The 13,297-nt window shown below is 76.1% G+C and carries 12 protein-coding genes; 7 read left to right on the top strand and 5 right to left on the bottom strand.

Annotated elements, in window-relative coordinates; translation table 11 throughout:
* Positions 1-21: 21 nt before the first annotated feature.
* On the top strand, positions 22-963 hold the full coding sequence (locus PHK61_RS03130) for an MBL fold metallo-hydrolase (RefSeq protein WP_274279504.1): 942 nt from the start codon (positions 22-24) through the stop codon (positions 961-963).
* A gap of 120 nt (positions 964-1,083) precedes the next feature.
* Here the strand turns inward: PHK61_RS03130 and PHK61_RS03125 are convergent, their stop codons facing one another.
* From PHK61_RS03125 to PHK61_RS03115, 3 genes are read right to left on the bottom strand one after another with little or no spacing between them, the layout of a single operon-like run.
* Entirely contained in the window at positions 1,084-1,881 is a 798-nt protein-coding gene (locus tag PHK61_RS03125) for an enoyl-CoA hydratase/isomerase family protein (RefSeq protein ID WP_274279503.1), read from the bottom strand.
* A gap of 33 nt (positions 1,882-1,914) precedes the next feature.
* The gene (locus tag PHK61_RS03120; RefSeq protein WP_274279502.1) at positions 1,915-2,661 is read right to left on the bottom strand and encodes an SDR family NAD(P)-dependent oxidoreductase; all 747 of its coding nucleotides are present in this window, start codon (positions 2,659-2,661) and stop codon (positions 1,915-1,917) included.
* A 58-nt stretch (positions 2,662-2,719) separates the two neighbouring features.
* Complete coding sequence (locus PHK61_RS03115) at positions 2,720-2,872, bottom strand: class F sortase (protein WP_420791340.1); 153 nt, start codon at positions 2,870-2,872, stop codon at positions 2,720-2,722.
* An 89-nt stretch (positions 2,873-2,961) separates the two neighbouring features.
* Here PHK61_RS03115 and PHK61_RS03110 point away from each other — a divergent pair, with 89 nt between their 5' ends.
* The 6 genes from PHK61_RS03110 to PHK61_RS03085 all read left to right on the top strand — a co-directional run bounded on the left by PHK61_RS03110 (position 2,962) and on the right by PHK61_RS03085 (position 11,144).
* The gene (locus PHK61_RS03110) at positions 2,962-4,431 is read left to right on the top strand and encodes an ATP-binding protein (protein ID WP_274279501.1); all 1,470 of its coding nucleotides are present in this window, start codon (positions 2,962-2,964) and stop codon (positions 4,429-4,431) included.
* A complete protein-coding gene (locus tag PHK61_RS03105) occupies positions 4,421-6,403 on the top strand; it encodes a VWA domain-containing protein (RefSeq protein ID WP_420791339.1) in 1,983 nt (660 codons plus the stop codon). The genes PHK61_RS03110 and PHK61_RS03105 overlap by 11 nt, the downstream gene beginning before the upstream one ends.
* A gap of 299 nt (positions 6,404-6,702) precedes the next feature.
* Positions 6,703-7,953 (top strand): cysteine--1-D-myo-inosityl 2-amino-2-deoxy-alpha-D-glucopyranoside ligase, encoded by a 1,251-nt coding sequence (mshC, locus tag PHK61_RS03100; RefSeq protein ID WP_274279499.1) that lies wholly within the window; start codon positions 6,703-6,705, stop codon positions 7,951-7,953.
* A gap of 24 nt (positions 7,954-7,977) precedes the next feature.
* Complete coding sequence (locus PHK61_RS03095; protein ID WP_274279498.1) at positions 7,978-8,334, top strand: DUF2237 family protein; 357 nt, start codon at positions 7,978-7,980, stop codon at positions 8,332-8,334.
* 186 nt (positions 8,335-8,520) lie between these two features.
* Positions 8,521-9,924 carry a type VII secretion protein EccB gene (eccB, locus tag PHK61_RS03090; protein WP_274279497.1) on the top strand — a complete coding sequence of 468 codons (1,404 nt, stop codon included), beginning with the start codon at positions 8,521-8,523 and terminating at the stop codon, positions 9,922-9,924.
* Positions 9,925-9,950: 26 nt separating this feature from the next.
* Positions 9,951-11,144 carry an MFS transporter gene (locus PHK61_RS03085; RefSeq protein ID WP_274279496.1) on the top strand — a complete coding sequence of 398 codons (1,194 nt, stop codon included), beginning with the start codon at positions 9,951-9,953 and terminating at the stop codon, positions 11,142-11,144.
* Here the strand turns inward: PHK61_RS03085 and PHK61_RS03080 are convergent.
* Together PHK61_RS03080 and PHK61_RS03075 are read right to left on the bottom strand one after the other, a co-directional pair.
* Positions 11,134-12,300 (bottom strand): MFS transporter, encoded by a 1,167-nt coding sequence (locus tag PHK61_RS03080; RefSeq protein WP_274279495.1) that lies wholly within the window; start codon positions 12,298-12,300, stop codon positions 11,134-11,136. The genes PHK61_RS03085 and PHK61_RS03080 overlap by 11 nt on opposite strands.
* A complete protein-coding gene (locus PHK61_RS03075) occupies positions 12,297-13,163 on the bottom strand; it encodes a PAC2 family protein (RefSeq protein WP_274279707.1) in 867 nt (288 codons plus the stop codon). Before PHK61_RS03075 ends, PHK61_RS03080 begins: the two co-directional genes overlap by 4 nt.
* Between the last annotated feature and the right edge of the window lie 134 nt (positions 13,164-13,297).

Below are 13,297 nucleotides of genomic sequence, written 5' to 3'. Positions count from 1 at the left end.
TCCGAGGCGAGGTAGCCCGCCGTGCCGTCCGCACGCCGCGACCCGCGCTGGCCGCGCGACTTCCACCACCGGCGCACCGCCGACCTGCTGAGCCCGTGGCAGGCGTTCGAGCTCTTCCGGTCGTTCCCGCCGCAGGCCGAGCGGGACGGCGCCCGGGTCCCGGTGGTCGCCGCCGACCCGTACCCGTCGGTCGGCCCCGGGCGGATCGCGGTCACCTGGCTGGGCCACGCGTCGGTCCTGCTGCACGTCGACGACGTCACCCTGCTCGTCGACCCGGTGCTCGTGGGCGGCATCCCCGGCGCCCGCCAGCGGCTGACCGCGCCGGCCCTGGGCCCCGAGCGGCTGCCGCCGCTGGACGCGGTGCTGATCAGCCACGACCACTACGACCACCTCGACGCGCCCACCTTGCGGCGCCTGCCGCGCGCGACGCCGGTGCTGGTCGGGGGCGGCAGCGCGCCCTGGTTCGCCCGCCGGGGGTTCACCGACGTCACCGAGCTGGACTGGTGGGAGGGCGTCGAGCGGGGCGGGGTGCGGATCGAATTCGTCCCCGCGCACCACTGGTCGCGCCGCACGCTGTTCGACACCTGCCGGCGGCTGTGGGGCGGCTGGGTGGTCACGGGTGCCGACGGGCGCAGCGTGATCCACGCCGGGGACACCGGCTACGGGCCGTTCCCGGCGCGCATCGGGGCCCGGCACCGCGACCTCGCCGTCGCCGTGCTGCCGGTCGGCGCCTACGCGCCCCGCCGCCTGCTGCGCGGGGTGCACATGGACCCCGCCGAGGCGGTCCGGGCCGCCGGCGACCTCGGCGCGCGCCACCTCGTCCCCGTCCACTGGGGCACGTTCACGCTCTCGGGCGAGCCGGTGCTCGAGCCGCTCGAACGCGTGCGCGAGGAGTGGGTGCGCGACGGGCGCGACCGCGCCGACCTCTGGGACCTGCCCGTCGGGGGGACGCGCGTCCTGTGAGCTCTCCCGTCGTCCCCCCGCGGCGGTCCCCGACGCGTTCCGGGTGGCGATGCTCGTGCTGGTGCCGGTGTGGCCGGTCGCGCTGCTCGGGATCGCCCGCTCCGCGCGGCGCGGGCGCGCTCAGTCGGCGGCCGACGGGAACCGCGGCTCCCGCTTCTCGCGCAGCGCCGTGTAGCCCTCGACGACGTCGGGGCCCAGGAAGGTCAGCATCTCGTAGGCCGCCGACTGGTCGAAGGTCGGCCCGGCGCTGCGCAGCCAGTTGTTGAGGCTGCGCTTGGTCAGGCGGATGGCCTGCTGGGCGCCGGTGCCCAGGGTGTCGGCGACGCGCAGGGCCTCGTCGAGCACCTGGTCGCGGGGCAGGGCCTTGGCCACCATGCCGAAGCGCTCCGCCTCGGCCCCGGTGACCATCTCACCGGTGAGCAGGTAGTAGCGCGCCTTGGCCATGCCGGCGAGCAGGGGCCAGATGATCGCGGCGTGGTCGCCCGCCGCCACCCCGAGCTTGACGTGCCCGTCGCCGAGCCTGGCGTCCTCGGCGGCGATCGCGATGTCGGCGAGCAGGGCCACGACGACCCCCGCCCCGACCGCGACCCCGTTGATCGCCGAGATGATCGGCTTCTCGCAGTCGATGATGTTGTAGACCAGGTCGGACATCTCGCGGAGCATGTGCTGGACGCGGTCGTAGTCGCCGGCCATCCGCTCGACCATGGCGAGGTCGCCGCCCGCGGAGAACGCCTTCCCGGCCCCGGTGATCACCGCGACGCGGGTCCGCTCGTCGGCGGACACGTCGCGCCACACGCGGGCGAGCTCGCCGTGGAGCACCTCGTCGGCGGCGTTGTACTTGTCGGGACGGTCGATCGTGATGAGCAGGACGCCGTGGTCGCGGCGCTCGAAGGTCAGCTGCTGGTAGTCCTCGTACAACGTCGACTCCCTCGTCGCGGTCGGTGGTCGTGCTCAGCTCATCGACAGCCCGCCGCTGACGCTCAGCGTCTGGCCCGTGATGTAGGCGGCCTCCTCGGAGGCGAGGAAGGCGACGGCGCCCGCGAGGTCCTCGGGCTGCGCGAGGCGGCGCAGGGGGATGGCCTTGGTCAGCGCCTCGCGCAGCTTCGGGCTGTCGCCGGCGAACTCGGCGAACAGCGCGGTGTCCGTGGGGCCCGGGCAGACGCAGTTGACGCCGATCCCGTGGCGGGCCATCTCGCGGGCGCAGGTCTTGGTGAAGGCGATGACCCCGCCCTTGGCCGCGGAGTAGACGGCCTCGCCGGAGGAGCCGACCCGGCCGGCGTCGGAGGCGAGGTTGACGACACGGCCGCCCCCCTGCTCGGCCATGATCGGCAGGACGGCCTTCGAGGTGTGCAGCACCCCGTAGAGGTTGATCGCGATGACCTTGTCCCAGTCGGCGGGGTCGGAGTCGACGAACGGCCCGGCCTTGTCCCAGCCGGCGTTGTTGACCAGCACGTCGATGCGCCCGAACCGCTCGCGGACGGTGCCGACCATCTCCTCCACCGAGGCGCGGGACGCGACGTCGGTGGCGAGCCCGAGCGCGCCGCCCCCGAGCGCGGCCGCGGTCGCCGCCGCGGTGTCGCCGTCGACGTCGGTGGCGACGACGGTCGCGCCCTCGGCGCCGAGCTTCTCGGCGATCGCCCGCCCGATGCCCCGGCCGGCGCCGGTCACGATCGCGACCCTGTCGTCCATCCTGCCCATGGCGCACGACGCTACTTCGCGGGCTCCGAGGCGCTCGCCGACACCTCGACGGTGCCGGTCAGCCCCGGCCCGTGAGGTGGGCGACGACGATGACGTCGTCCTCGGAGGAGCGCCCGCTCGCGTCGAGCGCGCCCCCGCACGTGATCAGCCGCAGCTCGGCGCCCGCCGTGTCGCCGTAGACGTCGTGGTCGCCACGCCCATCGCCGCGCACGCGGCGCTGACCCCCAACGCGACCACCGCCGTCGCCGGTCCGGGCACGAGCGGGGAGCCGGATCACGATCGGCGACGTAGCGTGGAGCGGTGAGCTCTCCTGCTGCTCCCTCCGTTCCCACCGTTCCCTCTGGTCTCCCGACCACCGCCGGCGAGCTGGCCCGCAGCGGCCACCCGGCGGCGGCGGTCCGCAGCGTGCGGACCGAGCTGCGCGACAACCTGCTCGCTCGCCTGCGCGACGGCTCCCAGAACGGCAGCGACCCCTGGCCGGGGATCGTCGGGTTCGACCGCACCGTGCTGCCCCAGTTCGAGCGCGCGGTCCTCGCCGGGCACGACGTCGTCCTGCTCGGCGAGCGCGGTCAGGGCAAGACCCGGCTGCTGCGCAGCCTCGTGGGCCTGCTCGACGAGTGGACGCCCGTCATCGCCGGCTCCGAGCTCGGCGAGCATCCGGCCGACCCGATCACCCCGGCGAGCCGGCGCCGTGTCGCCGAGCTGGGCGACGACCTGCCGATCACCTGGCGGCACCGCTCCGAGCGCTACGCCGAGAAGCTGGCGACGCCCGACACGAGCGTCGCCGACCTCATCGGCGACGTCGACCCGGTCAAGGTCGCCGAGGGCCGCAGCCTGGGTGACCCCGAGACCATCCACTACGGCCTCGTCCCGCGGGCGCACCGCGGCATCGTGACGATCAACGAGCTGCCCGACCTCGCCGAGCGCATCCAGGTGGCGCTGCTCAACGTCATGGAGGAGCGCGACATCCAGGTCCGCGGCTACACGCTGCGGCTGCCGCTGGACATCATGCTCGTGGCCAGCGCGAACCCCGAGGACTACACCAACCGCGGGCGGATCATCACCCCGCTCAAGGACCGGTTCGGGGCCGAGGTCCGCACCCACTACCCGCTCGAGGTCGCCGGCGAGATCGCCCTGGCACGCCAGGAGGCCCACCTCGTCGCCGAGGTGCCCGACCACCTGGTCGAGGTCCTCGCGCGCTTCACCCGCCACCTGCGCCAGTCCAGCGCGGTCGACCAGCGCAGCGGCGTGTCCGCGCGCTTCACGATCGCCGCGGCCGAGACCGTCGCGGCCGCCGCGCTGCGCCGCGCCGCGGTCACCGGTGAGGAGGTCGCCGTGGCCCGGCCCGTCGACCTCGAGTCGGTGCCGCCGGTGCTGCGCGGCAAGCTCGAGTTCGAATCGGGGGAGGAGGGCCGCGAGGCCGAGCTCCTCACCCACCTGCTGCGCCGCTCGATCACCGAGACCGCCCGCGCCCGCCTGGCCGGGGTCGACCTGACCCCGCTGGCCGACGGGGTGTCCGCGCTCGAGGGCTCCCGCCGCGTGGTCACCGGCGACCGCGTCGCCGCCCGCCAGGTGGTCGACGCGCTGCCCTCGATCTCGGTGGTCTACACGGTGGCCGAGCGCCTCGGCGCCGCGGGCACGGAGGCTCCCGGACCGCTGGCCAGCGCCGTCGAGCTCGCGCTCGAGCACCTCTACCTCACCCGCAAGCTCGCGAAGGACAGCCTGTACAGCGGGGACGCCGAGGACGGGACGGTGGCCTATGGTGGCTGACCCCACCGGCCCGGAGGGGCAGGGGCCCGGCAGCGGGCGCTACTCCTACGGGCGGTACGACGACGGCCCCGACCCGCTCGCCCCGCCCTTCGACCTGCGCGAGGCGATGGACGAGCTGGGCCGCGACGTCATGGAGGGCACGTCGCCGCGGCGGGCGATGCAGGAGCTGATGCGCCGCGGGATGGGAGAGCAGCGGGGTCTCGACGACCTCATGCGCCGGCTCAACGAGCGGCGCAGCCGGCTGCAGCGCACCCACCGCCTCGACGGCACCCTGCAGGAGGTCCGCGAGCTGCTCGAGCAGGCGCTCGAGGCGGAGCGGAACTCGCTGCAGGCCGAGGAGTCCGACGACGCGCGGTTCCGCGAGATGCAGCTCGACGCCCTGCCCCCGTCGCCGGCGGGCGCCGTGCGCGAGCTCGAGTCCTACGACTGGCGCAACGCCGAGGCGCGCCAGGCGTACGAGCAGATCCGCGACCTGCTCGGCCGGGAGGCGCTCGACCAGCGCTTCCAGGGCATGAAGCAGGCGATGGAGAACGCCACCCCGCAGGACGTCGAGGCCGTCCGGGAGATGATCTCCGACCTCAACGACCTGCTCGAGGCCCACGGGCGCGGCGAGGACACCACGGACCAGTTCCGCGAGTTCATGGGCAAGCACGGCCAGTACTTCCCGGAGAACCCGCAGACCACCGACGAGCTGATCGACCTGCTCGCGGAACGGTCGGCGGCGGCCCAGCGGATGATGAACTCGCTGTCGGCCGAGCAGCGCGCCGAGCTCGAGGGCCTCATGCAGCAGGCCTTCGGCGACCCGCGCCTGGCCGAGCAGCTCGGCCGGCTCGACCAGCAGCTGCAGGGACTGCGCCCCGGCGAGGACTGGCAGGGCCGCGGCCGCTTCCGCGGCGAGGACCCGCTCGGCATGGGCGAGGCGACCCGCGCCATGGAGGAGCTCGGGCAGATGGACGCCCTGGCCGAGCAGCTCTCGCAGTCGTACCCGGGCGCGCGCATGGAGGACATCGACCTCGAGGCGCTCGAGGCGACGCTCGGCGAGCAGGCCCGCGTCGATGCGCAGCGCCTGGCGGAGCTCCAGCGCGAGCTCGAGCGGCAGGGTGTGTTCCAGCGTGCGGCCGACGGCTCGTTGATGCTCTCGCCCAAGGCGCTGCGCCAGCTCGGGCAGTCGTCGTTGCGCGACGTCGTCGGCTCGCTGTCGACACGGCGAGGCGAGCGGGAGACGCAGCGATCCGGCGCCGCGGGGGAGGCCACCGGTGCCACGCGGCCCTGGTCGTTCGGCGACACGGAGCAGTGGGACGTGCCCCGGACGCTGCTCAACGCCGAGATGCGGCACGCCTCGGGCGACGCGCGGGCCCTCGACGTCACCGACGTGGAGATCGTCGAGACCGAGCAGCGGACCCGCGCCGCGGTGGCGCTGTGCGTCGACACCTCGTGGTCGATGGTGGCCGACGGCCGGTGGGTGCCGATGAAGCGCACCGCCCTGGCGCTGCACCACCTCGTCTCGACGCGGTTCCGGGGCGACGCGCTGCAGCTGGTCACCTTCGGGCGCCACGCCAAGGAGGTCGACCTGGGCGAGCTGACCGCGCTCGAGGGGGCCTGGGAGCAGGGCACGAACCTGCACCACGCGCTCCTGCTCGCCGGACGGCACCTGCGCAAGAACGCCGACGCGGCGCCGGTCGTCCTGGTCGTCACCGACGGCGAGCCGACCGCGCACCTCGAGCCCGACGGGCACGCGGTGTTCGACTACCCGCCGAGCCCGGAGACGCTGCGGGCGACGCTCGGGGAGGTCGACGCGCTGGCGCGGCTGAACGCGGCGCTGACCGTCTTCATGCTCGGGGAGGACCCGCGCCTGGAGGCGTTCGTGGACCTCGTCGCCCGGCGCGCCGGCGGACGGGTGGTGAACCCCGACCTCGACGGGCTCGGCGCCGCCGTGGTGAGCGACTACCTCGCGAGCCGCCGGAGACGCTGACGCTGCGCACATCGGACGAGGGGCGAACACCCTGATGGGTGAACGCCGACACCGCACTCGGGCGTCACGACCACGGGGGGCGACACCGCGTACGCTCGACCGTGGCTGGAGCCGATCCCCCCCGCGGCTCCCGGCCACCCCGGCCGGGTCCGTCATCCCGTGCAGGGACGACGTGCTCGCCCACGACGACCCTGCTGACACGACCCGGCCGGGGTTCCACACCGGTGTTCGCGTGCCGCGCGCGAGCGGTTCGCCACGAGCACCGGACGCCGCGCGTCGCCGGGCTTAGGCTCGTGACCATGCGAGCCTGGTCATCGGTCGACATCCCGCGGGTCCCCGGAAGCCCGCCCCCGCTGCGCCTGCACGACACCGCGAGCGACAGCATCCGGCCGACCTCGCCCGGGTCGACGGCGAAGATGTACGTCTGCGGGATCACGCCCTACGACGCCACCCACCTCGGGCACGCCGCGACCTACCTGGCGTTCGACCTGATCAACCGCCTCTGGCTCGATGCGGGTCATGACGTGCACTACGTCCAGAACGTCACCGACATCGACGACCCGCTGCTCGAGCGGGCCGAGCGCGACAGCGACGACTGGGTGGTCCTCGGGATGCGCGAGACCGCGCTGTTCCGCGAGGACATGTCGGCGCTGCGGATCCTCCCGCCGCGCGAGTTCATCGGCGCCGTCGAGGCCGTCGACGAGATCAGCGAGCTGGTGGGCAAGCTCCTGGCCAGCGGCGCGGCCTACCGCGCCGACGACGAGCAGTTCCCGGACGTCTACCACGACCACACCGCGACCCGGGACTTCGGCTACGTCTCGCGCTACTCCGAGGCGCGCATGCTCGAGGTCTTCCCGCAGCGCGGCGGCGACCCCGACCGGGTCGGCAAGCGCCACCCGCTCGACGCGCTGCTGTGGCGCATGGCCCGCGACGGCGAGCCGCACTGGGCCTCCGACCTCGGCGAGGGTCGCCCCGGCTGGCACGTCGAGTGCGCCGCGATCGCGCTGAACCGCCTCGGCGACCAGTACGACGTGCAGGGCGGCGGCTCGGACCTCGCCTTCCCGCACCACGAGTTCGGCTCCGCCCACGCCGAGGCGCTCACCGGCGCGCACCCCCTGGCCCGGCACTACTGCCACGCCGGGATGATCGGCCTCGACGGCGAGAAGATGTCGAAGTCGAAGGGCAACCTCGTCTTCGTCTCCCGCCTGCGCGCCGACCGCGTCGACCCCATGGCCGTCCGCCTCGCCCTGCTGTCCGGGCACTGGCGCACCGACCGGTCCTGGACCGCGGAGCTGCTCACGGCGGGCCAGGCGCGCCTGCACCGCTGGCGCGAGGCGGCCAGCTCGCCGACGGGCCCGGACCCCGACGACACCATCGCCCGCGTGCGCGCCCACCTCGCCGACGACCTCGACACGCCCGGCGCGCTGGCCACCCTCGACGCGTGGGCCGACGAGGTGCTCGCCCGGCGCGACGGCGCCGGCTGGACCCCCGAGGGTCCCGCCCGGATCACCGACGCCGTCGACGCGCTGCTCGGCGTCCCGCTGCGATAGGCCGTCCGCGGGTACGTGGATCCCATGGCCCGCAACGTCCTCGGCGAGGAGCTCGCCGACTGCAGTCACGACCCCGTCACCGGCTTCTACCGCGACGGGTGCTGCGAGACCGGCGCCGACGACGCGGGCGTGCACACCGTGTGCGCCCGCGTCACCGCCGAGTTCCTCAGCTTCAGCGCGTCCCGGGGCAACGACCTGACGCGCCCGGCCCCGCAGTTCCCGGGCCTGAAGCCCGGCGACCGCTGGTGCCTGTGCGCGAGCCGGTGGAAGGAGGCCCTCGACGCCGGCGTCGCGCCGCCGGTCGTCCTCGAGGCCACCCACGCCCGCACCCTGGAGTGGGTCGACCTCGCCGACCTGGAGGCGCACCGCGCCCCGGAGTGAACGGTGCGCCGGGCCCTGTCGCCGCGAGGGGCACGTTGCGCATGATCGGCGGGCCCGCCGACCTGCCGGACGTGCCGCTCGGCCGCGGCAACCGGCCCACGCGCCGCGCGCGGATGCGGTAGGCATCGCGCTGTGCCCTCGGACTCCCATGGGTCGAGCTCCCCTATCGGCGTACTCCTCTTTCCCATGCGTCTCCCACCACCCACCGCGACCCAGGTGCAGGCGCACCGGTTCGCGGTGCGCCGGCTGGAGTCCGCACTGGTGGGCCGGGACCCGACGCCCCGCCACGACCCGGGCCGCCGGCAGAACCGCGCGCTGCTGGTCGGCGCGGTGCTCGGCGTGCTCGCGCTCGTCGGGTTCGCCGTGGTCGGGCTGGTCCGGGGCGACGAGGGCTGGCGCGACGAGGCCGTGGTGCGCGGCGAGCCCTCCGGCGCGCTGTACGCCGTCGCCCACGGGCCCGACCGCCTCGTCCCCGCGCTCAACCTGGCCTCGGCCCGGCTGCTCGCGGCGGCGGCGGGCAACGCCCCCGGCGGCCTCCTCGGCCCGCCGGTCCCGGTCCGCGACGACCTCCTCGCCGAGGCGCCCCGCACCGCGCCGGCGGGCATCCCCGGCGCGCCGTCGGTGCTGCCGGACCCGGCCGCGCCGGCTCCCGACGCCTGGGCGGTCTGCGACCGCGTGACCCTCGACCCCTCGGTGCCCGACCCGGCCGCCGACCCCGCGCTGACGACGGTCGCGCTCGGCGGCCTGCCCTCGCCGGGACGTCCGCTCGCCCCGGACGAGGCCCTGCTCCTGCGCGTCGAGGACCGGTTCTGGCTGGTCACCGAGGGACGGCGCGCGCTCATCACGCCGCAGGCCGGCGCGGTGGTGCGCGGGCTGGAGCTCACCGGCGCCCGCGCGCGGGTCGCGAGCCCCGCCCTGCTCGGCACGCTGCCCGAGGCGCCGCCGCTGCAGCCCGTCACCGTGCCCGGCTCCGGGGCCACGCCGACCGAGCCGCGCACCGCCGCGCTCGGGGTCCCCGTCGGCGCGGTGGTGAGCCCCGACGGCGCCCGCTTCTTCCTCGTGGCCCCCGACGGGGTGCAGGAGGTGCCCGCGGTCGTCGCCCAGCTCGCCCGGTTCGCCAACCCCGACCCGACCGCCGACCCGGGCATCGCCGCCGTGCCGGCCGGGCGCCTCGACGACACCCCGCGGGTCGCGGTGGTCGACGTCCGCGCGTACCCCGCGACCTTCCCGCGCCCGGTGACCTACGACGCCGCGACCACCGTGTGCGTGCGCCCCGACGCCACGGGCGCCGCCGCGGTGTTCGCCGGGCCCGCCCTGCCCGGTCCCGCCGAGCCCACCCCGCTCGCCGGCCCGCCCCTGGACGGCGCGTGGGTGGCGGGCGGCGGGGCCCACGTCGTCCCGAGCGCGCCGGGCGCGCCGGGCGGGCCCGCCGTGCTCGTGGACGCCGGCGGGCGGGTCTTCCCCGTGCCCGATCCGGTCGCGGCGTCGGCCCTCGGCCTCGGCGCCCCGCGCCCGGCCCCCCGCGCGGTGCTCGACCTCCTCCCGCGCGGACCCACCCTCGACCCGCTCGCGGCGCAGACCGCCCGCTGAGCCACCGCATGCGGCAGGGTGCCGGCATGGGCGTGCGGACCTCGCGGAGGACGGGTGCGATCGCGGCGCCCTGGGCGCTGTGGACCGTCGTGCTCGTCGTCGCCTTCGGCACCAACGTCCCGACGCCCCTCCTGCTGGTCTACCGGGACACGCTCGGGCTCGCGCCGACGACGCTGACCGCGGCGTTCGGCGTCTACGCCGCCGGCCTCATCCCGGCGCTGCTGCTCTCGGGGCCCGCGTCCGACCGGTTGGGGCGGCGGCCCATCGTCGTGCCGTTCGTGGTCCTCGCCGGGCTCGTCTCCGTGCTCTTCCTCGCGGCCGGGTCGTCGGTGCTCGTGCTCTTCCTCGGGCGCTTCCTGCAGGGTGCGGTGTCCGGGGTGGTGTTCAGCGTCGGCACCGCGTGGCTGGGGGAGCTGATCGGCGAGGCCGGCCGCTCGGCGCGCCTGACGACGATCGCGCTGGCGATGGGCTGGGCCACCGGGCCCCTGGTCGCCGGCCTCATGGGGCAGTGGGTGGTGCTGCCGACCGTGCTGCCCTACCTCGTGCACGTCGCGCTGATGGTCGGCGCGATCGCGCTGCTGCCCGGCATCCCCGAGACGCTGGGCCCGGAGCGGCGCCGGGCCGGCGGGCCCGTCGTGAACCTCGGCGTCCCGGCGGGCGCCCGGCGCGCCTTCGTCCGGGTGGTCGTGCCGATCGCCATCGGGGTCTTCGCCTTCCCCTCGACCGCCGCGACCGTCCTGCCGCTGCTGCTCACCCCGCAGATGCCGGGGATCGCCGTCGCGGTCGCCGGGATCGTCGCCGGGGTGACGCTCTCGACCGGCGCGCTCGTGCCGCCCCTCGCGCGCCGCCTCGGCGCGCCGCGGGCCGGCCCGGCGGGCCTCGCGCTCGGCGCCGCCGGTCTCGGGCTCGCGCTCCTCGCCCTGGCGACGGGCGCGTGGCCGGCGCTGCTGCCCGCCGCACTGCTGCTCGGCGCCGGCTACGGGCTCTGCCTCGCCTCGGGGCTGACGATCGTCGCCGGGCTCGCCCTGCCCAGCGAGCGCGGGGCGCTCACCGGCACGTTCTACGCCTGCGCCTACCTGGGCTTCGGCGTGCCCTTCCTGCTCTCCGCCCTCGCCGGCGACGGCGACCTCACCGGCCCGCTCGCCGGGCTGGCGATCGCCTCGGCGGTGGTCGCCGCGGTGCTCGCGCTGCCCGCGGCCCGCCGGCTCGTCACCCCCTGACCCCGCTGCTCACCCCGCGCGGCGCCAGCAGCCCCGCCGCGAGGAGCACCACGGCGGCGAGACCGAACCCGGCGACGGGGGAGAGGTGGTAGGGCGCGAGGAACACCGCCGGCGCGGCGGACGCACCCAGGAAGCGCCCGGCCTGGACCACCGAGACCCCGCCCGCCGTGGTGCCGCGCAGGACGAGGGTGTTGACGCCGACGAGCACGAGCTGCGCGGCGGCGCCGGCGAGCGCCCAGGCCGCGCCGATGGCGATCACCGAGGGCAGCACCCCGACCGCGCCGACGAGCAGCGCGCCGGCGATCGCGCCGACCCGGACCGTCACGCCGGGCCCGAAGCGGTCGACCCCGGACCCGATGACTCGCGCGGTGAGCAGCCCGCAGACCCCGAAGCCCGTGAGCAGGGCGCCGCGCAGTGCCGCGCCGACGGTGAAGGCGTCCTCGACGCGCAGGGCCACGAGGAACGACAGCCCGCCCAGCGCGGCCCACGCGAGCCCCGCGACGAGCGCGAGGCGCAGCACCGCGGGCCGCCAGGCGTCGCGCAGGCGGGGCCGCCCGGCGCCGTCGCCCGCCCGTCCGGCCGGCGGGTCCGCGGGCAGCCCGGCCACCGCGAGCAGGGCGGCCACCACGGCGACGCCCACGAACGCCGCGCGCCAGTCGACGCTGGCGGCCAGCCCGCCCACCAGCGGCGCGAAGGTCATCCCGGCCGCCTGCAGCGAGCCCATCACCCCGAGCGAGCGGCCGAGGCGCTCCGGCGGGGTGGCGGCGGCCAGCGAGGCGAGCAGCAGCGGCGTCGTGAACGCGTTGGCCGCGCCCTGCAACGCCCGCGCGCACAGGAAGAGCCACCCGGTGCCCGCGACCGCTCCGAGCAGCGAGAACACCACGTACGCCACGTAGGCCCACCGCACGGTGCGCGCGGCGCCCCAGCGCTGCCCGAGCGTCCCGGACACGAGCATGAGCAGCGCGAACGGGAGCAGGTAGGCGGTCAGCGAGGCCGACGCCGCCGACGGGGAGAGCCCGAGGTCGGCGCCGAGCTCGGGCAGCATCGAGGCGGTGATGCCGCCGCCGAACGGCCCGAGGAACGCGCCCGCGTAGAGCGCCCCGATCCGGAGACGGGCGAGGCGGGACGGGGACTGCGTGGACGGGGGCGCGCTCACCGCTCCCAGGGACCCTTGCCGGGCCCGGGCGGGCCGCCGGCGGTGCCGCCGGGGCCGCCGCCGGGGCCGCGGCGGCGCAGGTAGCGCTCGAAGTCGGCGGCGATCTCCTCGCCGGAGGCCTCCTCGAGGTCGGTCTCGGCGTCGCCGGCCTCCTCGAGGGCCTTGACGTACTCGCGCACCTCGTCGTCCTCGTCGGCCATCTCCGAGACCGTGCGCTCCCACTTCTCGGCCTGCTCGGGCAGGCCGCCGAGGGGCACCTCCACGTCGAGGACCTCCTCGACGCGCTGCAGCAGCGCGATCGTGGCCTTCGGGGCGGGCGGCTGGGAGACGTAGTGCGGCACCGCGGCCCAGAAGGAGATCGCGGGGATGCCGGCCTGCACGCAGGCGTCCTGGAGGACCCCGACGATGCCGGTGGGGCCCTGGTAGCGCGAGCGCTGCAGCCGGTAGCGGGCCGCGGACGCCTTGTCGAACGAGGTGCCGGTGACGGGCACCGGGCGGGTGTGGGGCGTGTCGGCGAGCAGCGCGCCCAGCGTGATCACCGTGCCCACGCCCAGCTCGCGGGCGTGCTCGATGATCTCGGCGCAGAACGCGCGCCAGCGCATGTTCGGCTCGATCCCGCGCACGAGGACGAGGTCCTGGGCGGAGCCGGGCGGGCGGCAGCGGGTCAGGCGGGTGGTGGGCCAGTCGATCGCGCGGCTGACGCCGTCGACCAGGCGCATCGTGGGGCGCGAGACCTGGAAGTCGTAGTACTCGTCGGGATCGATGGCGGAGAGCTCGGTGGCGTCCCAGTGCAGCGAGAGGTGCTCGACCGCCGTACTGGCCGCGTCACCGGCGTCGTTCCAGCCCTCGAAGGCCGCGAGCATGACGGGAGCGGCGGCGTCCGCGGTGTCGTCCGGGGTGTCGTCCGGGGCGTCTTCCGGGGAGGGGACGGGGTCGTCGGGGCGGTCGTCGGGCACGGACACGCGGACAGCCTACGTCCCGTGACGAGGCTCGCAGT

The organism is Actinomycetospora lutea, assembly GCF_028737205.1.
In the GTDB taxonomy this organism is placed as follows: domain Bacteria; phylum Actinomycetota; class Actinomycetes; order Mycobacteriales; family Pseudonocardiaceae; genus Actinomycetospora; species Actinomycetospora lutea.
Note: the sequence above shows the minus strand (reverse complement) of the source record. Positions and strands in the feature narration are given on the sequence as shown.

Bases quoted from the DNA above. Each gene is read 5' to 3' on its own strand.
- PHK61_RS03120 (WP_274279502.1), bottom strand. From the start codon at position 2,661: ATGGGCAGGATGGACGACAGGGTCGCGATCGTGACCGGCGCCGGCCGG.
- PHK61_RS03105 (WP_420791339.1), top strand. From the start codon at position 4,421: ATGGTGGCTGACCCCACCGGCCCGGAGGGGCAGGGGCCCGGCAGCGGG.
- mshC (WP_274279499.1), top strand. From the start codon at position 6,703: ATGCGAGCCTGGTCATCGGTCGACATCCCGCGGGTCCCCGGAAGCCCG.
- PHK61_RS03095 (WP_274279498.1), top strand. From the start codon at position 7,978: ATGGCCCGCAACGTCCTCGGCGAGGAGCTCGCCGACTGCAGTCACGAC.
- eccB (WP_274279497.1), top strand. From the start codon at position 8,521: ATGCGTCTCCCACCACCCACCGCGACCCAGGTGCAGGCGCACCGGTTC.
- PHK61_RS03085 (WP_274279496.1), top strand. From the start codon at position 9,951: ATGGGCGTGCGGACCTCGCGGAGGACGGGTGCGATCGCGGCGCCCTGG.
- PHK61_RS03075 (WP_274279707.1), bottom strand. From the start codon at position 13,163: ATGCTCGCGGCCTTCGAGGGCTGGAACGACGCCGGTGACGCGGCCAGT.